This is a genomic window from Bacillus sp. AFS059628 (genome assembly GCF_002571225.1).
Lineage (GTDB): Bacteria > Bacillota > Bacilli > Bacillales > Bacillaceae_G > Bacillus_A.
In genome coordinates this window covers 109,090-132,838 of sequence record NZ_NVEC01000048.1, presented here as the reverse complement: position 1 = coordinate 132,838, position 23,749 = coordinate 109,090, and the positions used below count along the sequence as shown (strand labels likewise).

Sequence of the window (23,749 nt, the reverse complement as noted above, 5' to 3'; positions counted from 1 at the left end):
CTGCTGACTCTTCCGCTTCTTCTGGTATTTCCACAATGATTGTTTCTTCTGCTTTGACGATCACTGATTCTTCTGGAGATTGCTCTTCTACTTCAATAGTAGGTTGTTCTATTTCTGTATTACGTTTAATTTCTTCTGATAATATTGTATCCTCGTGCTCTACTTTAGAATCTACTAATTCCTCTTGTAGAATGTTTTGGGCCACTACATCACTTTCTTGCTTCGCATCTTCCATACGCTCAGCACCTGTTTCATGAAGTAATTCAGCCGCTGGAACTTCCTGCGGTGCACTCATTTCTTGAACCACTTCTTTTTCTTCTACTATAGGCTCTTGGCGTTCAATTTCATAACCGTTTTTCTCTAACCATTGATCGACAACTGACTTTTCTTCCTTTTTACTTTGTTGATCTTGCTGATCAACTCCTTTATGACTGGAAGAAGTCTGTGCTTGTCCTTCTGAGAAATGAGATAATGTATATCCTTTTTTCTCTAACCATGCATCAACGACTGATTTTCCCTCTACAGATATTTCAAGGTCTTCTCTTTCCTTTTCTTCCTCCTGTTTTTCTACCTTTTTCTCTACTGAAGGACGATTATATCCGTAAATTGGCGAAATCATTTCTGTTGGACGAAATGGTCTACGGTTACTTTCTTGCGTAGGTGCAGATACTTTCTTTACGACAGGCTCTCGCTCCGGTTCATATTGAATTTCCGGCTCTTCATATGTAGAAACTACCTTCTCCACATACTGTCGTCTACTTCTTTCCACTTTGATTCCTCTTGGAATAGGCTGATTTTCATATGTTACAGCTTGAACAGGTTGTTCTTCAAAATGCCCTGTTTCTATAACATCCTCTTCATCGAACCCATTATCCGGTACTAATGGAAAACGGCATTTACCTGCATTCCTACTTGCCATTTGTGCTTCTCTTGCTTCAGTGTAGTGGTTTACACGAGGAATTTTCGGCTGACTTTCAACTTGCTTTGGTACTTCTTTATTCATCGCTGTTTGTTCTTCCTCTTTGTTAAACAGCTTTTTCATCCAATCTAACATGCTTACCACTCTTTCTACTAAATAGTAACATCCTTTATTGTATCAGCATTCGGCAAAAAGTGCAGGTAAAATTAAGCATGTCATATTTATCCATAATATTCTAATTTACGAGTGTTTTCATACGAAAAAACGCACCCTTACATGTAAGACTGCGCTTAAGCTTTACTCTTCCGATATTCATCTACACTATCCGTTACACTTTGCAATAAAGAATTTACATACTGCGGGTCAGATAATTTTTTATCTTCTTCATGGTTTGACATAAATCCAAGTTCTAATAGTACGCCAGGTACTTTGGACCAATTAAATCCAGAAAGATCATCCCTAAATTTAATTCCATTTACTTTCACTTGCTGATTCTCTCTCATTTTATTTACGATCGCTTGAGAGATTTGAAGACTTTCCGCATAAATCTCTTTCGTATACGGACTTTCTTCTGCCGGTGTCAATACAGCAAATCCACTTTGATTCGGATTTTCGGAACCATCTGCATGAAGACGTAAAAATAAATTCGCCTTATGATCATTCGCCAATGTCGCACGTTCTTTATTACTTATATCAACATCTTGTGACGTTCTCGTCATTAATACTTGCATTCCCTTTGCTTCTAACTTTTCTTTTAATACGAAAGCCATTTCTAATACAAGGACAGCCTCTCGTTTTTTCGTCACAACACCAGTTGTACCATCTGTCACTTTATATTTTTGCGTCGCTGCTCCTGGCCCAATCGGTTCTAACTTTAAATTCGCTTTTTGTTGATGCCCTGGATCAATAACAACGAGAAACTTTCCTTGCTTTTCATTATTCTCTACTTTTTGTTCATTACTTTGTAGCGGTTTCTCAGTTGGCTGCACTGGCGTCGATTCCTCTTTCTTTTCTTCGGTCGGCACTTCCTCCTGCTTCTGCTCTACTTGCTCATTCGTTTGAACCGCTTGCGGCTCTTCTTTCTTTTCTTGTTCTTCTTTCTGCTTTTCTACCGGTGCGTCTTCCTTGTTATCTTTGATTTTTTCCTTCATAGAAGATGTCACTTCTTTTTTCGGCTCTTCTTGCGAACAACCTCCCATATATATTCCAATGCATGCAATCATGCTCATTATTTTTATATACTTCATGCTTTTCTCCCATCACTTTGCACCGGTCTCAAAGTTTTTATAATTGTTTTATAATCTCATCCATATTTCCGATATGAACGGGTCGCTACGTTTCTGTACCACGCTCTGCCGTATAAACGAAATACGCATCATCAGCCACATTTACGAAAACCGGATCCCCCATATCTGTTTCATATCCGAGAACAATCCACTCTTCTTTCCATTTTCCATGTTCTTCACTTATTAATGAATTTTTATGTTTATCATATCGATAACCGATTTGTCCTTTTTCTAATTCATTTTCACTAAACAAATATATTTCATAAGAACCTAATTCGATATCTTGCTGTTTTGAAGTTTCAATTCGTTTTAGAAGCTCTGCGATTTTGGGTTGTTGTTTCATATATCTATCCCCTTCTATTTTTCTAAATTTTAACTATTTTGTTTATAAAACACAATATAGATTTTAAGAAAAAAAGTGACATCCTTATGAATATGAATGATTTCCTGAATAATCTATTACAACTCGCAATATATCAATGGTTCGACACAGGATATCGATTTACTGACAAAAAACGAAAAGAGAGGTTGTCCAAAAGGACAACCTCTCTTTTCTTATATCAATTAAAATTTAAACTCTTGTCCAACTTCAAAGCTATCTTCTAATACAAGAATACCTTTTTCTTGTGGAGCATCTGGAAGCTCTAATTCACGTGCTGAGCAAATCATTCCAGCAGAAGGAACACCGCGAAGTTCAGCTGGTTTAATTAACATACCGCTTGGCATTACAGCGCCGATTTTTGCAACGACAACTTTTTGTCCTGCATCAACGTTTGGTGCGCCACATACGATTTGTAATGTTTCTGTACCGATTTCTACTTTACAGATGTTTAGCTTATCAGCATTTGGATGCTTCTCTTTTTCAGCTACATAGCCTACAACAAATTTTGGAGAAAGATCTGCTTCTACTTTTTCTTCAAAACCGTTCTTCGCTAAAATTTCGTTAATTTTTTCTACAAGTTCTTTCGTTAATGTTAGGTTACCTGTTTCTTTTACTTCTAAGTAAGAAGATGCATTAAAGATGTTGAATCCTGCTGTTTCGTTACTTTCACGATCGTATACGCGTGCAACATCTCCTTTGCGATCAAAAGTACGGTTCTCTAAAGTAATATCTTGTAAGGCAACAATTAGAGTATCACCAATTCCTTCAAGGTTGTAAAAAACGTTCACTTCGTTCATCCTTTCTCTTTTCCATCTGTCTTCTTCCGATTTTTCGCTAAAATAAAGATTGGTTCAAAGTCCCCATCTTCATATACGAATGAAAGTGATGTAATCGGAACATGCCCTTCGGCAAAAAATTTCATTGTCATTTGTGCAATAATATCATAACCGATTTCGTTGACGATATCAGCAATAATTAATACATCTTGGTGAGGAACAGCAACAACCATGTCACCAGAAATTTTTTCACGCATCGATTGTAGTAATGATTCGTTTAAAATACGCGTCGCATCATACCCATCATTTGTGTTTAAAAAGTAGAATGTATTACCTGCTACTGTATCTTGTTTAAATTCATAACCTAATGAGCGAGCGTTGAATAACGCCATTTCACGCACTTGTTGCTCTGTAAGCCCTAATTTTTGTAATAAACGCTCATCAATTAAACGATATGTTTTATTCGAATCTAGCGCATAGTAAATACGTGTTTCCGCCGTATGGTCCGTCATAATGAACGGATTTCCTTCTTCTGCTTGTTTCGGGAAAGAAGTAGAGCGAATAACAGGTAAAATTTTCGCCGCGCTATTTTCTTCTTTATGCATCGCAATTAACGCTTCTTGTACGTAATAGGCAACCTCTTCAATCGCCTTTTCTTTATTCACTTCCCATTTTGCCACAACTCCTGGAAGCGATACGTTAATACCCTTTTTCGAATCTTTCTGTTCTATACGTAGAACTTCTTTCTCGCTATCATACTGAAAGTCCCATTCCGGGCGAGATAATTTCTTCATTAACTCGTCTTTCATCTTTTTACTTGTCATCTTCATCTCTTTTTCCTCCCTTCCAAAAAAATAACCTCCCCCGCGAAGGTAGAGGTTGTTTTACAATTCAATTGGCAAATTGCCTTATTTTAAACCTTCAATGAACTCCTCGATTTGTTCTTGTGTTTTACGATCTTTGTTTACATAGCGACCTGTTTCTTCACCTTTATTGTACGCTACAAAGCTCGGAATGCCAAATACGTCTAATTTTACGCATAGATCAATAAACTCATCACGATCTACATAGTAAAATGAGAAATCACTATATTTCTCTTCTACTTCTGGCATAAATGGGTCTACAAAACGGCAGTCTGGGCACCATTCCGCTGAGAACATAAAGACTACATTCTCTTCATTTTTTAATTGTTGGAATTGTTCCATGCTTTCTAATGATTTCATCTATATTTCCTCCTCTAACGAGTGCAGTTTTTCATGTTATAATCTTTCTTTTATACTACCATACATCGCGCACGGTGCAAGGTTTATGCTTGCTTTTCGTCATACTTATATTGCCCAACAAGTAACTTAACAACGTGTACAAATAATTCCGTACGGTCGACATAATCATCTGTAAAAATACCAATCGCACCTTCGTGACTACGAATATCTTTTCTCTGCACAAACTCTTCCATCACTTCACTTAACTCTTTGCCCTCTTCAAGAGGTGCTAAAAAATCATCTGGTAACTTAATACGTGCCCCGCCGGCAACGAATGTTTTACCGTCACTTGTTGCTAACGCGCCCCAATTACACATAAATAAACCGTGCTCTGTTTTCATTACGCCGCCTTCTAATCCAATACCAATTTGAGCTTCTCCTTCTTGCAACGCTCGCTTCGCTCTATTAACCGCTCCTTGCATCGTCTCTTCATCTGAAAACGGCTGGTTTGCTACTCCTGAAGGAACAGAAAGAGATGTAATTATAGCATCTTTCCAAACCTTCTCCACAGCTCCAACTTTCGTTTTATTCTTCGATCCAACTACTACTTTCATTTCGTTCACCTCTATAAAAATTCATCATCTTACTTTAATCAAGTTATTCTTTATACATGGGAGCACCGCCACCACACACCACTGAGTCATCTCTTCTACCTAAAAAAGAAGACGGATTCCCTCACCATTGCTGTATTCGAACTCAAAATGCAGCCTTCATCTCACTTCCTACCCCAGGTTTTAATACCTCACGTGAGAATCAATTGGGCACTAACCGCTTCCACACATGGATGGGTCATCTATTCAACCTAAAAAAAGAAAGGCTCTTTAGCCCTTCTCTCTACGCGTTATTCTTAATTGTTTCTAACGTCGTTTTATCCGTTGTTCTCACAAGCTTCGTAATGAGTTCTTTCGCTGCTGCATAGTCATCAACATGTAAAATAGAAGCATGTGTATGAATGTAGCGTGCGCAAACACCAATTACTGCTGATGGGATACCCGAATTACTTGTATGTACACGGCCCGCATCTGTACCACCTTGTGAAATAAAGTATTGGTACGGAATGTTGTGTGTTTCTGCTGTATCTAAAATGAATTCACGCATTCCTCTATGTGTTACCATCGTACGGTCATAAATACGAAGAAGAGCACCTTTTCCTAATTGACCGAACTGCGTTTTGTCACCAGATGCATCATTTGCTGGACTTGCATCAAGCGCATAGAAAATGTCTGGTTGAATCATATTTGCAGCAGTTTGTGCACCGCGAAGACCTACCTCTTCTTGTACAGTGGCACCAGAGTATAATGTGTTTGGTAATGTTTCATCTTTTAATTCTTTTAGTAATTCGATAGCAAGGCCACATCCGTAACGGTTGTCCCAAGCTTTCGCCATAATTTTCTTTTCGTTTGCCATCGGCGTAAACGGGCAGATCGGTACGATTTGTTGTCCTGGTTTTACACCAATTTCAATCGCATCTTCATAGCTATCTGCACCTATATCAATTAACATATTTTTTATATCCATCGGTTTTGCACGTTGCGCGTCACTTAATAAGTGAGGAGGAATAGAACCAACAACTCCAACAACAGGACCATTCTTCGTCATAACTTGTACACGTTGTGCTAATAGTACTTGGCTCCACCAGCCGCCTAACGTTTGAAAACGAAGCATTCCGTTTTTCGTAATTTGCGTAACCATGAAACCTACTTCATCCATATGACCTGCTACAAGAACACGCGGGCCAGTTTCGTCCCCTTTTTTCAGACCAAATACGCTACCTAAACCGTCTTGTACAATTTCATCCGCATATTTGCTTAATTCTTGCTTCATAAAACGGCGTACATCATGTTCGAAACCTGATGCACCTTGTAATTCTGTTAACGTACGAAATAATTGTAATGTCTCTTTATTCACGAAGTCCCCTTCTTTCAAACCTTAGTAGAATACCTCTTTTATTGTAACGAAATTTTCGAAATGTTTCTAGTTTCTTCTTTTTTAGCTGTATTTGCTTTATAATTATTATCGGTACACTATTTTTATTTTATAGAATTGAGGTGAATATATGAGCTGGAAAGGTTTAGTAGCAGGTCTTGGCGTTGGATTTGCAGCTGGTTATCTCGTTGCAAACAAAGTCCAAGAACAATCCCATATTTCTTCAGAAAAAGCATTGAAAATGGTGAAACAAGCATTAAGTCATAAAGGTGAAATTACTGGCTCTTGGGTACATATGGTTCCAGAGACATTTGAAAAATATGATGTCGCATATGAAGTTTATCGCGGCGGTCTTACAACGATGTTAAATGATATACAAGAACGATTTGAATTTTTAGTTGATGCTAAAACAGGTACTGTTTTAGAGGTTATAGCAGCATAAAAAGGAGGGTTCCCATTAGGTGAACCTCTTATTTTTTAATCACCGACAATAAAAAGAGGCTGCTCCAACAAATATCCTGGAACAACCTCCTATTTTTATGCTTCTATACTCGTTTTCCGCTCTAGTTTTTCTATGATATGCCCTTCCTCATTCCACTTTACTGCACGGTAATACGCGTCATGATAAAACGTAAACCAAGCATCGTTTTCAGCGCCGTATTTCATCCACTTTTGCTTATTTTCAATTGATGTCATCGGATAATCATCATAGGCCATTACCCATAATACATTTTGATGTGCGTGCGTCGGTAATAGGTCTGCTAAATGAAGCATCGTTTCCCCTTGGCTTTCTAAAGCAATAACTGCATGTCCATCACTATGACCACCTGTATGCGCCATTTTTATTTCATCTGTAATTTCTATTTCTTGCTGGAACGTAACAACTTGATCTACAATCGGCTCCCAATTTTCCTTCCAATATGTATTACGTGATCTAATATTTGGGTTCCTCATTTCATTCCACTCTGTTTCACTTACGTAAACTTTCGCGTTCGGAAACGCTGGTACAAGATGATCACCTTCCCATTTTGTTAAACCAGATGCATGATCAAAATGAAGGTGCGTCATTAAAACATAGTGAATATCTTCTGGCTTTAATCCTAGTTTTTCTAATGATTCATAAACCGATGATTCTTCTGTTACACCTTGATTCCGCTTCATCTTCTCATTCAATTTACCGTTTCCTATTCCGGAATCAATGAGCATATTTCCGTCTTTCGTTTGCAAAAGTAACGGATCTGTTCGTAAATAAATATGATTTGTATCATTATGTTTATACTTACGTGACCAAAGTACTTTCGGCACGACACCAAACATCGCTCCTCCATCTAAATGTGTGTTTCCGCCTTTTAGCCACGTCACTTTTATATCTCCAATTTGTAACTGTTCCATTACACATCCCCCTTTTAAATTAATATTAACATAAAATTCCGATTATTTTAGATACAAAAAACCTATGCATTACTGCATAGGCTCTGTACGATATTTCGCTTCTACTCGGTAAATACGATGACCCTTACTAGAGAACTTCTCTTCGTATTCAGTCATAATGTTTCCTTCATAATCACTATTATGAAGATCTAGGCTAAGGTAAGTTAATAACATACCATACTCAGCCATACTCATAAGAGAGTATTCAAATAAACCTTGGTTATCTGTTTTGAAATGAATTTCTCCGCCTTCTACTAACACTTCTTCATAATTGCGTAAAAACGTTTTATACGTTAAACGACGCTTCGTATGACGTTTCTTTGGCCATGGATCTGAGAAGTTTAAATAAACGCGATCAATCTCACCTTTTGCGAAGAAAACTGTTAAATCTTCAGCATCTTTATTAATTAACTTTAAGTTCGGTAATTCTTCTTCAATTAATTTATCAAGCGCATCTACAACAACACTTGTGAATTTTTCAATTCCAATATAATTAATATGAGGATTTGCTTTTGCCATATCATACATAAAGCGGCCACGACCTGTACCTACTTCAATATGAATTGGTTGTTCATTTCCAAATACTTCTTTCCAGTTACCAGCGCGCTCCTCTGGGTTTCCAATTACGATATGTGAATACTCATTAATTCGATCCATTGCATATGGTTTATGTCTTAAACGCATAGATGTCTCCCTCTCTTTACATAGCTATTTTAAAGGAATAATTCCTTCTTTCTGTTTTTAATCAATCTACCAAACAAAAAACCAAGTACGTACGAGCACTCGGTCCGTTTCTTTCAAGTATAAGATGTACCATTTTGATAAAAACTACATACAGCATTAAACATTCCATGACGAAACAGCTTTTTCTCTTACTTTTCTAAGAAGAGAAAAACAATCGAAAGGATGATCCGTTCATGCCAATTAATCAACAACATCAATTAGAAGTGCTGAAAGATATTTTAGTCAATCACCAAAGTGATTGTTGCGGGACAGTTTCTGAATGCGAGCAATTAGAGCGTCTCATTCAATCGTTACTCGCAAACGATAATGTAAGTAGTGACGCTAAAGCAATGCTAAACGATGTATATTCTTATAGTCAATCGGGTAAATCTTCCTCTAATTTGGACAACCACATTTCCAATAATCAAGAACAACTTACTCAGTGGATTGCTGGAATGGACAATTTTTCTTAAGTATTACTCTGAAGCAAGTAGTTGCTGTAAATATTGATGCCAATATTCAGCTTCTGCTTGCTGCTTTTTTGTTGTATGCCATTGAATAGACAAAATCGTTTGTGCTATCACATACCATCTCATACGCTTAAGCAGCGATTCATCCATTTCAATATCATAATAACCGAGCCATTCACTCCATTCGTGGCGCGGAATGTACCAATATAATAACATACCAAGGTCTAGAGCTGGGTCAGCAATTACAGCTCCATCCCAATCAATTAAAAACAACTCATCTTCATCCGACAATAGCCAGTTGTTATGGTTTACATCACAATGGCATACAACGAATTCATTGTATTCAATCTCTTTTAATGAATCCATTAAATATTGAAGGCCTTGCTGAATTGTTTCATCATCCCTTATATCTCCTCTTAAAACGAGTTGCAGTTGTTGTAATAACTCTTGTGCGTGAAGCGGCTGCTTCCCAAGTCTTTGAATCATTTGTACAAGTGCTTTAGAGGAGTGTATTTTCTTCAAAAGTTTCGCAACACGTTCTAGTTTCATATCCTCTGGCTCTAGCTTCTGTCCCGGAAGCCATTTTTGAGCAGAAATTACATCACCGTTCGTTACCCTTCTTGTCCAAAGTAATTTTGGAACAATTCCTTCTGCTGACAATACCGCTAAAAAGGGCGATGTATTCCGCTTTAAAAATAACTTCTGTTGTCCGTTTTGCGCAATATATGCATCGCCCGTTACTCCACCAGCCGGTACAAGACTCCACTCTTTTCCTAATAATTGTTCCAACCATTCCATATTCATTACCCGTTAACAAATCCTTATCTTTTATAGTTATGAAAAGAAAAACCGCAACATTTCTACACATGTTGTGGATTCATATATATTTTACTGTAAATGAAAAGAAATTTTGGCATAAGCCAAAAACTCTCTATTTTATTTTACAAAACCAGTCATAGAATGACAACTTATCAAAATCGTCACCTTTGTCAATTCTACATTTATTACATTCTCATCGTCAAGTAGCGATTTGTCACATTATCGTCAATATATACGTGCTAATTGGAGCGAGTCTAAGTTCCTTTCCTCTAAATGAAGAAATTGGCTCTATTTTCGCTTGCTTTTCGTTTACTAACACATGCCACGTTTCTTCTTTTGGAAGTTGCACCGTTTTAGCTTCTAAACCGCTATTAAATAAAACGACAATCTCTTTCCACGGTCCGAACGATTCTGCATGCTCTAGGTGATATGCAAGTACTTCTGGAGATGTTTGCAAAAAAGTCATGTGTTTTTTTATAAGGTCTGCGTTTTGTAATCGGAACGCTCCGTGCTCTTTACGAATTGCAATTAAACCTTTTATATAGTTAACAGTCTCTATCTCTTCCTCTTTTCGATCCCAATCTAATTGATTAATTTCATCATTTGCATTATAACTATTTTCATTTCCTTGCTTCGTACGATAAAACTCTTGCCCAGCATGTAAGAAAGGTATACCTTGTGACAGAATTACCATTGCACTCGCTAGCAGGTGCCGTTTTTTCAAAATCTCTTCTGACTCTTCATTACTGCGCATTAGTTTATCCCACATCGTCATATTGTCATGACATTCTACATAGTTAATGCTTTGCACAGGCTCTAAAAATAAACCTGTTTCTTTCATACTCAAAAGGCTTCCTGCTACTATATACTGCAAATGATTACAGTCTACATGCCCACCAAATGCAAAACCACGCTTATTTATATGAAAGGTACTCCCTTTTATTCCATCACGAAATTGATCATTAAATTGCGCAATATGTGGCATTTTCTTTGCATTATTTAGCGTTGCTTTTTCCTCTAGAGGAAGTGGGGTTTGTAGATCCCATCCTTCTCCTAATAGCAATGCATCTCGTTTTATGTTTCGCACTTCTTTTTCTATTATGTTCATTGTATCAACATCTAAAATTCCCATTAAGTCGAATCGGAATCCATCAACATTGTATTCAGTAAGCCAATATAAAATAGACTCTACAATGAATTTTCTCATCATTTTTCGTTCAGATGCTATATCATTCCCGACTCCCGTCCCATTAGAAGGCATACCATTTTCACCATGACGAAAATAATATCCTGGGACAAGCTTTTCAAATGATGATAGCTCTCTTTCATAAACATGATTATATACAACATCTATAATTACTCTAATGCCGTGTTCATGAAATGTTTCAATTAACTGTTTACACTCTATTATCCTGTTATACGGGTCAGAGGGATTTGTAGCATAATATCCCGTTGGTGCATTGTAATATAATGGATTGTACCCCCAATTATAGGCAGAAGAAGGATTCGCCTCATCTACACCACCGAAACAATATAAAGGCAATAATTCAACATGTGTGACGCCTAAATCTTTTATATGAGACAAACCTGTCAATGTCCCATTTCGCCCTGTTGTTCCTTCTTCCATTAGCCCTTTATACGTTCCTTTTTTACTCACTCCACTATTCGGATGAATAGTAGCATCACGAATATGCAGTTCATACAATATGGCATCTGTCATTGCTTGTAATGGTGGTAATTGCTCTCGTTTCGTTACAGTCGTCTTTTCTAAATCAATAACAATGCCATACTTCCCATTTACAGTTACTGACTTTGCGTAAGGATCCACCGCTTCGTTCCATATTAAATTAATACAAACAAGAAATGTATACTTTTCCCCGGCTAAATCGCCCTGTAATGTATGAGTCCAAACCCCATTTTCTCCTCTATACATTTCATAATCGGTATATTCTTTATCACTTTTATAAATTCTTACTTTCGCAAGTCTCGCAGTTGGAGCCCACACTTTAAATGTCGTTGCTTCCTTTTGGTGTACTGCCCCTAAATCGGTACCTTCGTAATAATACTTTTCATCAAAAATTGCAGTTCTTATGACAGCACCTATTTGTAAATCCGTTTCTTCATTCCGTTCATCTCGTACTGTATAATATTTCCCCACATCCAGCGGCTCTTCTATAAAGCACTCATACTTCGTTGCATCCGGAAGCGCAATTGTATGAGCAATCGGTAAATCTTTCACGTTACTTCCTTCTTGCAAACGAAATGTCCGACTTGTTCCATACGCATGTGGGAGCAAAATTGTAATTTTATTCATTTCATCTAAATAGGCATCAAATGGACGTTTTACTTTCAACATAAAAAAATCACCATCATTCTTAAAGTTAAATGAAACGAGCTGCAAATGATAAGGCCATTCTTATCAGCAAGACTCTATACAGTAACACATTATTCTTTATAGTATATTCACCTGTATAAAAAACGTTTTCATACATTCTATTTTTGTAATTTTATTTCAGCAATTGCTTTATATTTCGGTGTCTCCTTCACGTGAGATTCGTATAAAGTAATTGTATCCGCTTGGAATAATATTTCAGGCACTTCCTTTATATGTTCTAAATCGAACTTTTCTTCTCCTACCCATTTACGGGCAACAGTAATATGCGGATGATACGGGCGCGTTTCTAAAGAAAATCCATTCCCTTCACAAATAGCATGTACTTGCTTTTGCACTTGAAACAAAGCTTGACTCTCGCTTACCTTCGCCCAAAAAATACGTGGCCTATCTTCCATACCGAACGTTGAAAATCCTTGTAACTTGAACGAGAGTTCCTTTGTTTCTGTAAGTGTTTGTAATCCATTCTTTATTCCTTCTAATTGTTCCTCTGTCGCACTCCCTAAAAATGAAAGGGTAATATGATAGTCTTCTTTATGTACCCATGAGCGAAATGGTAATTCTCCCTGCATTTCTTCTTTATAGTTAGACAACACTTCTTTTATATGATTTGGTAAAGTGATTGCGAAAAAATAATGCGGCTCCATGTACATCTTCTCCTTCTTTCTATTGTTGCTTTTCTTTCTTATCTCATTCCATTAAAAAGAATCCAACTTCTCTACAAGTCTAACCAAGTTCAGGTCGCGGTAATAGATGAATTTATATCGACATTTCGACAAGGAATAGCGGCTTAACAAACAAACGGCACGTAATAGAAAACCGTCCCAAAATATGTATCGGGACGGTCTTTTATTATTTATATATCCATTACTTCGCTAATTCATGAATTGCTTGCGCGTAAATTGCTGTCGCTTTTAATAAGTCTTCAATTTCAATATATTCGTCTTTTTGATGCGCGAGTTCTTCTTTTCCAGGGAATAGCGGACCAAATGCTACACCAGCTTTCAATGAACGAGCGTAAGTGCCGCCACCAATCGCTAATAGCTCTGCCTTTTCTCCTGTTTGTTCTTCGTATACGCGCTGCAACGTACGAATTAATACGTGGTCTTTATCAACGTGATGAGGACGAGAGTTAGAATAATCCGCTACTTCAAATCCATAAGTACTAACGTATTCTTTTAACTTCGCAATCATCTCTTCGAAGTTAGTTGTAACTGGGTAACGTACGTTTAATCCTAAATTGCCACCATTTTCTTTCGTATAAGAAAGACGACCAACATTCACTGTTAACGGACCACTAACTTCATCTTTATAAGCGATAGTAGCCTTTTCACCATAAATATCACCAATAAATGTTTCTGTTGCAAATGTTGCAAACGAAGCTCCCTTTCCATCAAGAGCGACTTTCGTTAAGAAGTTTGCTAGTAATAAACCTGCATTCTCCCCCTTTTCCGGAGTAGATCCGTGAGCTGAAATCCCTTTAATTTGCAACGTCAACGTATTACCTTCTACAATTGCTTCACCTATTTTTTTAGCAGTTTGTAAATACTCTTCATATGCTACTGTAAGTGCATTTACATCTTCTCCAGTAATAATCGCTTCTGCAAAATCAGGAACCATGTTTAAACGGCGACCTGACTCAAACGAAACAAGTTCATATGTACCTTTCTTCTCTTCACTACCATTTTGCACAACTTGTATGTCAGAAATACCTTTTTCTGCATTAATAATTGGAAAGTCCGCGTCTGGCGCAAAACCGATTGTTGGCATTTCTTCATTTTTAAAGTAATGATCTACACATTTCCAATTGCTTTCCTCATCTGTCCCTAAAATCATACGAACGCGTTTTGAAAGAGGTAAACCTAATTCTTTCACAATTTTCATCGCATAATAAGCTGCCATCGTTGGGCCTTTATCGTCAATTGCACCGCGTGCAAAAATCTTTCCATCGCGAATATCCGCACTATATGCAGAAGTCGTCCAGCCATCGCCTTCTGGTACAACGTCAACGTGACAAAGAATACCTACTAATTCTTCTCCTTGCCCCATTTCAAGATGACCTGCATACCCTTCTAAATTTTTAGAAGCAAAACCTTCAGTTTCTCCTTTATGTAACATGAAAGATAAAGCTTTTTCTACACCTTCACCGAATGGTGCGCCTTCTTTCGCCGATTCTTCTTCCCATACACTTTTAATTTGTAAAAATTGTTGTGTATCACGAATTAAATCATCTTTTCGTTTCGCAACTTCTTCTGTCCAATTAATTGCTGACATCACGCATCCATCCTTCACTATATTGTTTCTTTCATCATAACAAACCGAAATCTCTTATGCCATACACGAAAACTAAATACCGAACAATTGTAATATTTCAGATATTTCTTATTAGTTTTTCTTTTATTTTTCTAAAAAAATTTGCAGGAATTTGGCGCTTTACGTAGAATTTTATGTGTTAGTTGACTGACCATATATACAATGTCAACTACCAATATTTTTGTATATGAATATTTGTTAAATTTCTGTAAAATTTAAGTAGATTAAAGCATGAATTTTATCATGTAGAGTACAATGGTAGTAACGACCTTCTTTCCTGAATGGGGTCAAAAAAACTAGTAGAGGAGTGGTTTTCTCTTGAAACCTACAACTACTCGTATGCTAACACGCATTAAATCAATTTATATGTACATCAATGAAAACGGAACGGTAACGACGAAAGACCTTGTAGATGAGTTCGGGATCACACCGCGAACGATACAACGTGATCTAAATGTGTTGCAGTTTAATGAACTCGTGTATAGCCCTTGCCGCGGTAAGTGGACAACAACAGGAAAGAAAGTGAGAATGACCTCATAACGAAAAATAATTGTATGTAAATAAATACATACCCCTTTCTAACTCATTAGAAAGGGGTCTTTTCTGCGCCTAAAAACAGCACTATTTTTCAGTATCTACTTGATATGTTTTTAACATCTCTACTTCTTCATCTGTTAGCTCTCGGTATTGTCCAAGTTCTAGCTCTTCATCTAATACTAACGGTCCCATCTCTGTTCTCTTTAGGTAGACTACTTTTTTCCCTACTGCTTCAAACATACGCTTCACTTGATGGAACTTTCCTTCTGTAATGACAAGCTCGATTTCAGAAATATCATCGCTTTTTAATATTGTAAGTGCACCTGGCTTTGTTTCATAGCCATCATCTAAAATAACACCTTTAGCAAACTCTTTTACATCTTCTTCTGTTACTACTCCTGCAACGTGTGCATAATATTTTTTCGGCACATGCTTTTTCGGAGATAGCAATTGATGCGATAACTTCCCGTCATTTGTTATTAATAAGAAACCTTCCGTATCAATATCAAGTCTTCCAACTGGGAACGGATTAAAGATCGCATCTTCTAACTCTAATAAATCTATTACCGTTTCATGATTATCATCTTCTGTCGCTGAAATAACGCCTTGTGGCTTATGCATCATTAAGTAAACAAACTCTTTATACTCCACAACTTCACCGTGAATCATAACTTCTTGTTCTTCTACATTTACATGAACCTTTGCATCTTTTACTGGTGTTCCATCAATTTTTACAACGCCGTCTTTTAATAATTTCTTTACTTCTTTTCTACTTCCATATCCCATATTTGCTAATAATTTATCTAATCTCACGCTTTTCACCTTCTTTGTTTATCATAGAAAAGGGGACGTAATTACGCCCCTTTTGATTTCAACTTTATTTTGAATCTATTGCCAAGTTTACGCTGGATTTTCTCTAACGCTTCTCCGCCAAATACTCTTTCAAGTACTCCTGTGCGAATTGCTAACAATCCGTAAACAAGACCACCAATACCTGCACAAATCGCAACTGTAATAAGAGCACCCATTCGGCTATCAGGCGAAATCATGAAGGATAGAATCCATTGTGATAATTTCACAGTAACGACCATTACAAATGTTAATACTGCAATTTGGAATGTTCTCTTATATACAACACCAAATGAATAATTTGCGTATTTTTTAATTTGTTGGTTTGTGTACCAAACAGAAGCTAAGAAACCAACAGCTGTTGCTAGAATCGCTCCTACTGTACCGAAGTAACGAATAAAGATTACGTTACATACAAATTTCAAAATAACACCCATGATAAGCGCGATAATCGCATGCTTTTGTTGGTTAATACCTTGCAGAATTGCCGCTGTTACTGTAAATAAAGCAAATAACAACGCAACCGGTGCATACCACATTAATACTTGTCCACCTAGTGGATCTGAATCGTAAAACGCAGTATAAATTGGATAGGCAAGTGATGAAATACCGACAACTGCTGGCAATGTTAAGAACATATTTGCCTGGAATGTTTGTGTAATTTGTAACTTTAAATAACGGTATTGTTTTTCAGTAAATGATTTTGTAATCGCTGGTACAAGCGTTAAACTAAACGCTGTCGCAAGTGATACAGGAATCATAATTAATTTATGCGTCCACATTGTGAAAATACCGAGAGCTCGCTCTGCAATATCTCCTTGACCAATCGCTTGCATAATTGAGTTAAATGTCAATGTATCAATTTGTTGATATAAAGGAATTGTTAACCCAATTACAACGTAAGGAATCGCATATGCAAATAATTCTTTAAATAATTGAACAGTGCTCACTGTTGATTCAGGTGCAGTTTGTTCAATTAAATATTGATCCAAATGTTTTTTACGTTTTAACCAGTACCAAATTAAGATGCCGAGCGCTCCAACTGCTGAAACGAACGCTGCAAATGTCGCTACTCCTACCGCTGTTGCAACTGTACCGCCAAGTACTTTAATGACGATAAAACTACCCGCTAATAAAAAGACGATGCGAATAATTTGTTCAATAATTTGTGAAACGGTAGTCGGTCCCATAGATTGGTGACCTTGGAAATAACCACGAATTAAACTCGCTGCTGGTACAACAATAAGTGCAAAACTTACAAGACGAATAATCGTCGTAACCTCTTCTACATTACTGTGTATACTTTGTTTACCGAGCATTGCTTCTGCAAACAGTGGCGCCGTCATGTATAGAACTAGGAACGAAAGAACTCCTGTTACTATCATCATAACCATTCCCGAGCGGAACATTCTCCGGCTCGTTTTATAATCGCCAAGTGCGTTATATTTGGAAACAAATTTGGAAACAGCAAGCGGCACCCCTGCCGTTGCAATACTTAAAAAGATCGTATATGGAATGTATCCATATGTATAGAGCGTTCCGCCTTCTGTCCCTACTAATGCATGAAACGGAAAGACGTAAATCATGCCTAAGAACTTTACTAAAAATGTCCCTAGCGTAACAATAAGCGTTCCGCGCAGAAATTTCGAATCGGACATACAAAAATCCTCCTACATCTACATAAAGTGAAACTTTAATCAGTGGGGTGTTCTTCCCCACTGATTATTAGTTGAACCAATCGGGCATTTACGGGCAGTTAATCTCCCGCTGAACTTTAAGGCTTGAGCCTTACTGCCCGTTAATGCGGGGTAAAGTGAAACTTTAATCAGTTGAACTATGCGAGCATTTACGGGCTGCCAAACTCCCTTTTTATTTCTCTTACATCTTAAGGTTTTCGTCTTATGGCCCACAAATAGCAGGATAGTGCTGAACTCTAACTTTTGTATTGTACCACAATTCTCCCTTTAAGCAGTACTTCACTCTATTTTTCTTTTAAGGGAAAACATGCTATTCTTTTAGGCAGGAAATGTAGAAAATGAGGTCGATATATTATGCATTATGATGTTATTGTCATCGGCGGTGGCCCTTCTGGGCTAATGGCTGCAATCGGTGCTGCAGAAGAAGGCGCAAATGTCTTACTTCTTGATAAAGGAAATAAATTAGGGCGTAAACTTGCGATTTCGGGTGGCGGTCGCTGTAACGTAACGAACCGTCTACCACTTGATGAAATCGTTAAACATATACCAGGAAATGGCCGCTTCTTATACAGCGCTTTTTCTATTTTCAATAATGAAGATATTATTACATTCTTCGAAAATCTCGGTGTAAAACTGAAAGAAGAAGATCATGGACGCATGTTCCCTGTATCAAATAAAGCACAATCGGTAGTAGACGCACTTTTAACACGATTAAAAGACTTAGGTGTAAAGATCCGTACGAATACACCGGTTGAAACGATTGAATATGAGAACGGTCAAACGAAAGCAGTTGTACTACAAACTGGCGAAGTGTTAGAAACAAATCACGTCGTTATCGCTGTTGGCGGAAAATCTGTTCCTCAAACTGGATCTACTGGAGACGGATATGCTTGGGCTAAAAAAGCCGGGCATACAATTACAGAATTATTCCCAACAGAAGTACCAATCCTTTCAAACGAACCATTTATTCGTGATCGCTCCTTACAAGGTCTAGCTTTACGCGATGTAAACTTAAGCGTATTAAACCCGAAAGGAAAAGCTATCATTTCTCATAAAATGGACATGCTCTTCACTCATTTCGGCCTATCTGGTCCTGCTGCACTTCGCTGTAGTCAATTCGTCGTGAAAGCACTGAAAAAGTTCAAAACGAATACCATTCAAATGAGTATCGATGCATTGCCAGACGAAAATAGTGAACAACTATTCCAGCGCATGCTGAAACAAATGAAAGAAGATCCGAAAAAAGGAATTAAAAACGTTTTAAAAGGTTATGTACCTGAGCGTTACTTCCTATTCTTATTAGAAAAAAATGAAATTGATGGCAGCGAACAAGCTGGACAAGTTTCTCACGAAAAGATTCGTGCACTTGTGAAAGACTTTAAAGAATTTACTGTGAATGTAAATGGTACGCAGTCAATTGAAAAAGCATTCGTGACTGGCGGCGGTGTATCCGTTAAAGAAATTAATCCGAAAGAAATGTCTTCTAAATTCACGAACGGCTTATATTTCTGCGGGGAAGTTCTTGATATTCACGGTTATACTGGTGGCTATAATATTACATCTGCTCTCGTTACTGGTAGAATTGCCGGAACAACAGCTGGAGAAAACGCGAAAATGCAATATTAAACTGAGAAACAGGGATTCCTGTTTCTTTTTTTATAGGTACATGAAATTATATCGGCGATTCTGTAAATATATCAGCGATTCTATTACTTATATCGGCGATTTTTCAAATATATCGACTTACCGACAAGAAACGACAAATATACGCTCCCCTTAACTTCCCATTGCTTTTTTGTTGCTTTATATACCTTAGTACCTTTATATTTTATATTGTTGAATATTTGAAAAAGGGTAAGGGGAAAACATATGAGAAAAAAAGTCATGATGTCTTTAATGCTAATGACGTTTCTTTCTGCAGTAGAAGGAACGATTGTTAGTACAGCAATCCCTCGTATAACGAGTGATTTGTCAGGCGTCGAACTTGTTAGTTGGGTATATGCAATTTATATGCTTGCAACAGCTGTTTCGACTCCAATATACGGAAAGCTCGCTGATTTATTCGGCCGTAAAAAAGTTTTACTTATCGGAGCTACAATCTTTTTAGTCGGTTCTGCACTTTGCGGAGTCGTTACATCGATGGAACAATTAATTTTCTTCCGCGCTCTTCAAGGTATCGGTGCTGGTGCTGTTATGCCGATCACAATGACAATTATTGGAGACTTATATAGCGAAGCGAAAGACCGCGCGAAAGCACAAGGCTGGATGAGTGCCGTTTGGGGTGTATCTGGTGTTATCGGACCGTTAGTAGGTGGATTTTTAGTTGATTCCCTATCTTGGCGTTATATTTTCTTCTTAAACGTTCCATTCGGCATTATCGCTTGCTTAATGATTGCCATTTACTACAAAGAATCTATTAAGCCCGCTAAACACCATATCGACTATCTTGGTGCAACAGTCTTCTCATTAAGTACGATCGCTCTACTATACGCATTATTAACAGGTAGCAGTAAGCAAAACTGGGGAGACATAACAATTATCGGCCTATTAATCTTCGCCGTCGTTTCATTCATTATTTTCTTATTCATCGAGAAAAAATCTCCGGAACCATTAATTCCGCTAGCACTTTTCTCTAACCGTACATTATCTACAATAAACATATTAACGCTTATTGCTGGCGCAATGATTATTAGTATTACAATGTACCTTCCAATTTGGAGTCAAGGTGTATTAGGAAAAAACGCAACGGAAGCTGGACTTATTTTAATGCCAATCCCTGTTATGTGGACATTTGGCGCTATCTTCTCTGGTAACTTAGTAGGAAAATTAAAAACGAAACAAATCATTTTACTTGGAGCTAGCATTTTATCAGTCGCTACGTTCTTATTATTTACATTATCAACACATTCACCATCGTTCCTTATTTATGTAGCAGTCGGATTATTCGGCTTAGGAATGGGGCTTGTGACACCGATTTACATGGTAACAATTCAAGCAGCCGTACCAGCTCATACACGCGGAACAGCCGTTGGTTTAAACACATTCATTAATACATTTAGTCAAACATTAGGTGCTGCAATCTTTGGAACAATCTTCAATACGATGATTCACGCACGTGGCATTAAAAACCTTGATCTTGTATCTGGCGGACACGGCGGGGCTACAACAAGTGTAGCCACTGAATCACAATCCGCATTAGCAGCAAGTGTACACGTCATTTATATGAGTACTTTCGTATTAGCAGTATGTACATTAATTATCGCTTGGCTTTTATTAAAGCCAGCTACACAAACAAGTGAGCAATAATAAAGAGGATGACCATTTCGGTCATCCTCTTTATTATTCTTCATTCTCCACAATATGTTTCAGCATGGACAATTTATTATCCCAAAAACGCTCATAATACGAAAGCCACTGTTGTAATTCCTCTAATGGTTCTGGATGCAAGCGATATATTTTCTCTCTTCCGCTTTTTCTTCCACTTACTAAATTCGCTTCTGAAAGAATATGAAGGTGCTTTACAACCGCAGTACGACTCATCGGAAAATGATCCGTTATTTTGGAAATCGGTAACTCTTTGTCACTTAATAACCGTATTACTTCTCGGCGGGTTGGATCAGCAATTGCTTGAAATACATCATATTTCGCTGCTGATGAGGACACTTAGCCTTCGACAACCTTTTTCAGTTTTTCGTTTACAATCGCTACCCAGCCACCGCTCATTCTATCGCGAATAATAGAGCTCTTCGCATTCGCTTTCGGAAGAATTTCATCAGGATGTTTCCAGCCGCCGTGAATTAACGTAAATTCTGTTTTATTATCTCCTAGGTCTTTCAAATGAAATGAAACAACCCAGCCATCTGTATCCCATGAGAAAGATAGGTGGTTTGGCTCATCGATTTCTAGCACTTTACATGGTGATGGCCCAAATGGTGATTGCACATGAAATTCATGTCCTACCTCTAATACAAAATCATTTGGCATAAACCATGAAGCAATCCCTTCTGCAGTTGATACTACATTCCATACTTTTTGAATAGACGCGTTAAAAACGATCGTTTGTTTAATATCAGTTAATGTATTTTGTTGTTCCATTTTCATTCTCCTTTATTCGGCAATCAAACATAACACCTTTTGGTTTCATTTCAGATAATATAACACCTTTCAGTTTCATGTCAATACTAACTCTTTTTTAATGTTGAGAAATTCTCAACATTTTTTCAACAGGACAAACACCCTCTGAGCATTCCCTCATAATATACTCACAAAGGCAACAAAAAATAAAAACTTCTCTCAACATGAAACTCCATCATTCATCTTGAAAGAAGCGCCTTACGTATATCATGCGTATTTCGTCTCTCCTCCTTCCCTCAGGGACACTACGCGAGATATGAAAAATCAGAAGGAATATGCCCACCATTTGAGTAGGTAGTTATTTCTCTTCTCCTCAACATTTCTTTAGGAGCGAAATGACTACCGACTCACTTTTTTCAAACAAAAATAAAAAGGGGTTGAACGCTATGTTCTATTGCATTAACTGCTCTGACATTCATCATGAAAAACATCCGAATGATAAAGTATTCAAAAACGGTTTTTATATTGATCCATTTTTAGGTGATCGTTATCACCTCGGTATGTGTAAAGATGCCCAAAATCATGAGACAGGGGAGCCTCTTCTAACGACGAAGAAATTAGGCACAACCCAATCTATTATGAATGTATTACCGACACATGTTGTCCCAACATAAAGCATAAAAAAGAGCTNNAGCTCTTTTTTATGCTTTATAAACGATCATTGCTGAAAAACAATAAATTTGGTTTTCATCATCGTTAATGGAAACACCAACTTGATACTTAATATCTACAAAGTTACTATCATCAATCTTTTTCAAAAAAACATTTACAGCGTCTTCTAAGTCTTTTTCGTGACTTTCATCAAATACTTTTACACGAATCATGTTAACACCATCCTAGATCGCAGCCCTCCGCCGCTTGATTATTGCCACGGTGCGTATCTATGATGCGATAAAATTTTCCGTCTTCATATATATATCCGTCTTCTAACACATATTCTTTACCTTCAGTATAGACATAAAACTTACCTATCATAAATTTACTCGTATATAATTCCAAATAATCTGGCCTAAATTTAGCTACAACTTTATTTGTAATATCAATTTTTATTGTGCGCCCCACCTTCTCTCCCTCCTTTGCAAAGAACGGATTTAGGTATATTGTATTAGCGATTTTACATTTTATGCTTAAAAAATAAGTGGATATGCCTTCCTCCCTCACCTGTACTATTTTTCTAAAAAAGTCATACATAAGTAAGAACAAAAAAATATAAATAAAAAGAGCTTTTACTTATTGACTATAATATTAACATTATGGTATTATATAAAATTTGACATTTTTATATACTTATGATATCATTAAAGATGGTTACCACATATGGAGGTGGATGATTTGTTTCAAATTGGTGATAAAATTGTTTATCCAATGAACGGCGCAGGAGTCATCGAAGCCATTGAAGAGAAAGAAATATTAGGAACAATACGTCAATATTGTGTGATACGCATCATTAGTAAAGATATGCAAGTAATGCTTCCTATGGATCAATTACAAAAATCGGGTATTCGTTATATCGTAGATAAAGGTACGTTAGATGATATACTTCTTGAATTTCAAAACGGGGAATCAGACACATCACTTTCCTGGAAACAAAGATATACAATGAATATGGAAAAAATGAAAAACGGCAATCTGCAAGATAGCGCAGAAGTTGTTCGGGATTTACTTCGCCGCAATAAAGAAAGAGCTTTAAATGCGAGCGAAAAACAAATGCTAGATAATGCCCGAAAAATGATGATTAGCGAAGTTGCACTTGTGCAAAATGTTTCTGAACATCAAGCAACAGAATTTCTTCAAGATACAATGAATCACTAAATTTAAAATAGCTGGCGCTAT

Annotated in this window: 26 protein-coding genes and 1 pseudogene; 7 read left to right on the top strand and 20 right to left on the bottom strand. The window is 37.1% G+C overall.

Translation table 11 applies throughout. The features are described from left to right. From COL05_RS16655 to COL05_RS16620, 8 genes and pseudogenes are all read right to left on the bottom strand, one after another. Nucleotides 1-1,054, bottom strand: a pseudogene (locus COL05_RS16655) (DNA translocase FtsK); the annotation flags it as partial. 155 nt (nucleotides 1,055-1,209) lie between these two features. Continuing rightward, nucleotides 1,210-2,166 (bottom strand): N-acetylmuramoyl-L-alanine amidase, encoded by a 957-nt coding sequence (locus tag COL05_RS16650; RefSeq protein WP_142337536.1) that lies wholly within the window; start codon nucleotides 2,164-2,166, stop codon nucleotides 1,210-1,212. Nucleotides 2,167-2,251: 85 nt separating this feature from the next. Further along, nucleotides 2,252-2,548, bottom strand: coding sequence for a thiamine transporter (locus COL05_RS16645; RefSeq protein WP_098669425.1), 297 nt, complete (start codon nucleotides 2,546-2,548; stop codon nucleotides 2,252-2,254). Between the two features lie 221 nt (nucleotides 2,549-2,769). Then, nucleotides 2,770-3,384, bottom strand: coding sequence for a YtpR family tRNA-binding protein (ytpR, locus tag COL05_RS16640; RefSeq protein ID WP_098669424.1), 615 nt, complete (start codon nucleotides 3,382-3,384; stop codon nucleotides 2,770-2,772). After that, the gene (locus COL05_RS16635; protein WP_000784603.1) at nucleotides 3,381-4,193 is read right to left on the bottom strand and encodes a DUF1444 domain-containing protein; all 813 of its coding nucleotides are present in this window, start codon (nucleotides 4,191-4,193) and stop codon (nucleotides 3,381-3,383) included. The genes ytpR and COL05_RS16635 overlap by 4 nt, the downstream gene beginning before the upstream one ends. A 78-nt stretch (nucleotides 4,194-4,271) precedes the next feature. Then, complete coding sequence (locus COL05_RS16630; protein ID WP_000838193.1) at nucleotides 4,272-4,586, bottom strand: thioredoxin family protein; 315 nt, start codon at nucleotides 4,584-4,586, stop codon at nucleotides 4,272-4,274. An 83-nt stretch (nucleotides 4,587-4,669) separates the two neighbouring features. Next, entirely contained in the window at nucleotides 4,670-5,179 is a 510-nt protein-coding gene (locus COL05_RS16625; protein ID WP_098669423.1) for a DUF84 family protein, read from the bottom strand. Between the two features lie 280 nt (nucleotides 5,180-5,459). Beyond that, nucleotides 5,460-6,533, bottom strand: a complete 1,074-nt coding sequence (locus COL05_RS16620; RefSeq protein ID WP_098669422.1) for a M42 family metallopeptidase — start codon at nucleotides 6,531-6,533, stop codon at nucleotides 5,460-5,462. 148 nt (nucleotides 6,534-6,681) lie between these two features. On the opposite strand from COL05_RS16620, the gene COL05_RS16615 reads away from it, so the two are divergent. Next, the gene (locus tag COL05_RS16615; RefSeq protein WP_000118543.1) at nucleotides 6,682-6,993 is read left to right on the top strand and encodes a PepSY domain-containing protein; all 312 of its coding nucleotides are present in this window, start codon (nucleotides 6,682-6,684) and stop codon (nucleotides 6,991-6,993) included. A gap of 95 nt (nucleotides 6,994-7,088) precedes the next feature. Here the strand turns inward: COL05_RS16615 and COL05_RS16610 are convergent, their stop codons facing one another. Both COL05_RS16610 and trmB read right to left on the bottom strand, forming a co-directional pair. Beyond that, nucleotides 7,089-7,943, bottom strand: coding sequence for a YtnP family quorum-quenching lactonase (locus COL05_RS16610; RefSeq protein WP_098669421.1), 855 nt, complete (start codon nucleotides 7,941-7,943; stop codon nucleotides 7,089-7,091). 69 nt (nucleotides 7,944-8,012) lie between these two features. Beyond that, nucleotides 8,013-8,666, bottom strand: a complete 654-nt coding sequence (gene trmB / locus COL05_RS16605) for a tRNA (guanosine(46)-N7)-methyltransferase TrmB (protein WP_001239381.1) — start codon at nucleotides 8,664-8,666, stop codon at nucleotides 8,013-8,015. Between the two features lie 233 nt (nucleotides 8,667-8,899). On the opposite strand from trmB, the gene COL05_RS16600 reads away from it, so the two are divergent. Continuing rightward, nucleotides 8,900-9,178, top strand: coding sequence for a YtzH-like family protein (locus COL05_RS16600; RefSeq protein WP_016118745.1), 279 nt, complete (start codon nucleotides 8,900-8,902; stop codon nucleotides 9,176-9,178). A gap of 3 nt (nucleotides 9,179-9,181) precedes the next feature. On the opposite strand, the gene COL05_RS16595 is transcribed toward COL05_RS16600, so the two are convergent. From COL05_RS16595 to pepV, 4 genes are all read right to left on the bottom strand, one after another. Next, nucleotides 9,182-9,979 (bottom strand): phosphotransferase family protein, encoded by a 798-nt coding sequence (locus COL05_RS16595; protein ID WP_098669420.1) that lies wholly within the window; start codon nucleotides 9,977-9,979, stop codon nucleotides 9,182-9,184. A 229-nt stretch (nucleotides 9,980-10,208) separates the two neighbouring features. Then, on the bottom strand, nucleotides 10,209-12,350 hold the full coding sequence (gene pulA, locus COL05_RS16590) for a type I pullulanase (protein ID WP_098669419.1): 2,142 nt from the start codon (nucleotides 12,348-12,350) through the stop codon (nucleotides 10,209-10,211). Nucleotides 12,351-12,487: 137 nt separating this feature from the next. Beyond that, nucleotides 12,488-13,033 (bottom strand): RNA 2',3'-cyclic phosphodiesterase, encoded by a 546-nt coding sequence (gene thpR, locus COL05_RS16585; protein ID WP_098669418.1) that lies wholly within the window; start codon nucleotides 13,031-13,033, stop codon nucleotides 12,488-12,490. Nucleotides 13,034-13,253: 220 nt separating this feature from the next. Then, a complete protein-coding gene (gene pepV, locus COL05_RS16580; protein ID WP_098669417.1) occupies nucleotides 13,254-14,660 on the bottom strand; it encodes a dipeptidase PepV in 1,407 nt (468 codons plus the stop codon). Between the two features lie 357 nt (nucleotides 14,661-15,017). Between pepV and COL05_RS16575 the strand changes: the two genes are divergently transcribed. Beyond that, on the top strand, nucleotides 15,018-15,239 hold the full coding sequence (locus tag COL05_RS16575; protein ID WP_000805512.1) for a DeoR family transcriptional regulator: 222 nt from the start codon (nucleotides 15,018-15,020) through the stop codon (nucleotides 15,237-15,239). An 81-nt stretch (nucleotides 15,240-15,320) separates the two neighbouring features. Here the strand turns inward: COL05_RS16575 and COL05_RS16570 are convergent, their stop codons facing one another. Continuing rightward, on the bottom strand, nucleotides 15,321-16,049 hold the full coding sequence (locus COL05_RS16570; protein WP_098669416.1) for a pseudouridine synthase: 729 nt from the start codon (nucleotides 16,047-16,049) through the stop codon (nucleotides 15,321-15,323). A gap of 41 nt (nucleotides 16,050-16,090) precedes the next feature. Next, complete coding sequence (locus COL05_RS16565; RefSeq protein WP_098669415.1) at nucleotides 16,091-17,743, bottom strand: putative polysaccharide biosynthesis protein; 1,653 nt, start codon at nucleotides 17,741-17,743, stop codon at nucleotides 16,091-16,093. Between the two features lie 393 nt (nucleotides 17,744-18,136). Between COL05_RS16565 and COL05_RS16560 the strand changes: the two genes are divergently transcribed. Both COL05_RS16560 and COL05_RS16550 read left to right on the top strand, forming a co-directional pair. After that, entirely contained in the window at nucleotides 18,137-19,408 is a 1,272-nt protein-coding gene (locus COL05_RS16560) for a BaiN/RdsA family NAD(P)/FAD-dependent oxidoreductase (RefSeq protein WP_071756950.1), read from the top strand. A 243-nt stretch (nucleotides 19,409-19,651) separates the two neighbouring features. Further along, a complete protein-coding gene (locus COL05_RS16550) occupies nucleotides 19,652-21,088 on the top strand; it encodes an MDR family MFS transporter (RefSeq protein ID WP_098669413.1) in 1,437 nt (478 codons plus the stop codon). Nucleotides 21,089-21,121: 33 nt separating this feature from the next. Here COL05_RS16550 and COL05_RS16545 read toward each other — a convergent pair whose 3' ends face one another. Both COL05_RS16545 and COL05_RS16540 read right to left on the bottom strand, forming a co-directional pair. Further along, nucleotides 21,122-21,445: an ArsR/SmtB family transcription factor gene (locus COL05_RS16545; RefSeq protein WP_000098837.1), complete on the bottom strand. Its 324-nt coding sequence runs from the start codon at nucleotides 21,443-21,445 to the stop codon at nucleotides 21,122-21,124. Continuing rightward, nucleotides 21,446-21,877, bottom strand: coding sequence for an SRPBCC family protein (locus tag COL05_RS16540; protein ID WP_000437775.1), 432 nt, complete (start codon nucleotides 21,875-21,877; stop codon nucleotides 21,446-21,448). Nucleotides 21,878-22,302: 425 nt separating this feature from the next. Here COL05_RS16540 and COL05_RS16530 point away from each other — a divergent pair, with 425 nt between their 5' ends. Next, nucleotides 22,303-22,530: a DUF3973 domain-containing protein gene (locus COL05_RS16530; protein WP_000498989.1), complete on the top strand. Its 228-nt coding sequence runs from the start codon at nucleotides 22,303-22,305 to the stop codon at nucleotides 22,528-22,530. A gap of 27 nt (nucleotides 22,531-22,557) precedes the next feature. On the opposite strand, the gene COL05_RS16525 is transcribed toward COL05_RS16530, so the two are convergent. Together COL05_RS16525 and COL05_RS16520 are read right to left on the bottom strand one after the other, a co-directional pair. Beyond that, a complete protein-coding gene (locus COL05_RS16525; protein WP_000621751.1) occupies nucleotides 22,558-22,740 on the bottom strand; it encodes a sporulation protein Cse60 in 183 nt (60 codons plus the stop codon). Nucleotide 22,741: 1 nt separating this feature from the next. Further along, nucleotides 22,742-22,978, bottom strand: a complete 237-nt coding sequence (locus COL05_RS16520; RefSeq protein ID WP_000533799.1) for a DUF2553 family protein — start codon at nucleotides 22,976-22,978, stop codon at nucleotides 22,742-22,744. 255 nt (nucleotides 22,979-23,233) lie between these two features. On the opposite strand from COL05_RS16520, the gene COL05_RS16515 reads away from it, so the two are divergent. Beyond that, nucleotides 23,234-23,728 carry a CarD family transcriptional regulator gene (locus COL05_RS16515; protein ID WP_098669411.1) on the top strand — a complete coding sequence of 165 codons (495 nt, stop codon included), beginning with the start codon at nucleotides 23,234-23,236 and terminating at the stop codon, nucleotides 23,726-23,728. Nucleotides 23,729-23,749 lie beyond the last annotated feature (21 nt).

What these genes read in the sequence shown, in the direction of transcription:
- COL05_RS16625 (WP_098669423.1), bottom strand. Translation starts at nt 5,179, where the DNA reads ATGAAAGTAGTAGTTGGATCGAAGAATAAAACGAAAGTTGGAGCTGTG.
- COL05_RS16565 (WP_098669415.1), bottom strand. Translation starts at nt 17,743, where the DNA reads ATGTCCGATTCGAAATTTCTGCGCGGAACGCTTATTGTTACGCTAGGG.
- COL05_RS16630 (WP_000838193.1), bottom strand. Translation starts at nt 4,586, where the DNA reads ATGAAATCATTAGAAAGCATGGAACAATTCCAACAATTAAAAAATGAA.
- COL05_RS16595 (WP_098669420.1), bottom strand. Translation starts at nt 9,979, where the DNA reads ATGAATATGGAATGGTTGGAACAATTATTAGGAAAAGAGTGGAGTCTT.
- COL05_RS16650 (WP_142337536.1), bottom strand. Translation starts at nt 2,166, where the DNA reads ATGAAGTATATAAAAATAATGAGCATGATTGCATGCATTGGAATATAT.
- COL05_RS16600 (WP_016118745.1), top strand. Translation starts at nt 8,900, where the DNA reads ATGCCAATTAATCAACAACATCAATTAGAAGTGCTGAAAGATATTTTA.
- pulA (WP_098669419.1), bottom strand. Translation starts at nt 12,350, where the DNA reads ATGTTGAAAGTAAAACGTCCATTTGATGCCTATTTAGATGAAATGAAT.
- COL05_RS16610 (WP_098669421.1), bottom strand. Translation starts at nt 7,943, where the DNA reads ATGGAACAGTTACAAATTGGAGATATAAAAGTGACGTGGCTAAAAGGC.
- COL05_RS16525 (WP_000621751.1), bottom strand. Translation starts at nt 22,740, where the DNA reads ATGATTCGTGTAAAAGTATTTGATGAAAGTCACGAAAAAGACTTAGAA.
- thpR (WP_098669418.1), bottom strand. Translation starts at nt 13,033, where the DNA reads ATGGAGCCGCATTATTTTTTCGCAATCACTTTACCAAATCATATAAAA.
- COL05_RS16560 (WP_071756950.1), top strand. Translation starts at nt 18,137, where the DNA reads ATGCATTATGATGTTATTGTCATCGGCGGTGGCCCTTCTGGGCTAATG.
- COL05_RS16615 (WP_000118543.1), top strand. Translation starts at nt 6,682, where the DNA reads ATGAGCTGGAAAGGTTTAGTAGCAGGTCTTGGCGTTGGATTTGCAGCT.
- COL05_RS16550 (WP_098669413.1), top strand. Translation starts at nt 19,652, where the DNA reads ATGAGAAAAAAAGTCATGATGTCTTTAATGCTAATGACGTTTCTTTCT.
- COL05_RS16530 (WP_000498989.1), top strand. Translation starts at nt 22,303, where the DNA reads ATGTTCTATTGCATTAACTGCTCTGACATTCATCATGAAAAACATCCG.
- pepV (WP_098669417.1), bottom strand. Translation starts at nt 14,660, where the DNA reads ATGTCAGCAATTAATTGGACAGAAGAAGTTGCGAAACGAAAAGATGAT.
- COL05_RS16540 (WP_000437775.1), bottom strand. Translation starts at nt 21,877, where the DNA reads ATGGAACAACAAAATACATTAACTGATATTAAACAAACGATCGTTTTT.
- COL05_RS16645 (WP_098669425.1), bottom strand. Translation starts at nt 2,548, where the DNA reads ATGAAACAACAACCCAAAATCGCAGAGCTTCTAAAACGAATTGAAACT.
- COL05_RS16635 (WP_000784603.1), bottom strand. Translation starts at nt 4,193, where the DNA reads ATGAAGATGACAAGTAAAAAGATGAAAGACGAGTTAATGAAGAAATTA.
- trmB (WP_001239381.1), bottom strand. Translation starts at nt 8,666, where the DNA reads ATGCGTTTAAGACATAAACCATATGCAATGGATCGAATTAATGAGTAT.
- ytpR (WP_098669424.1), bottom strand. Translation starts at nt 3,384, where the DNA reads ATGAACGAAGTGAACGTTTTTTACAACCTTGAAGGAATTGGTGATACT.
- COL05_RS16515 (WP_098669411.1), top strand. Translation starts at nt 23,234, where the DNA reads ATGGAGGTGGATGATTTGTTTCAAATTGGTGATAAAATTGTTTATCCA.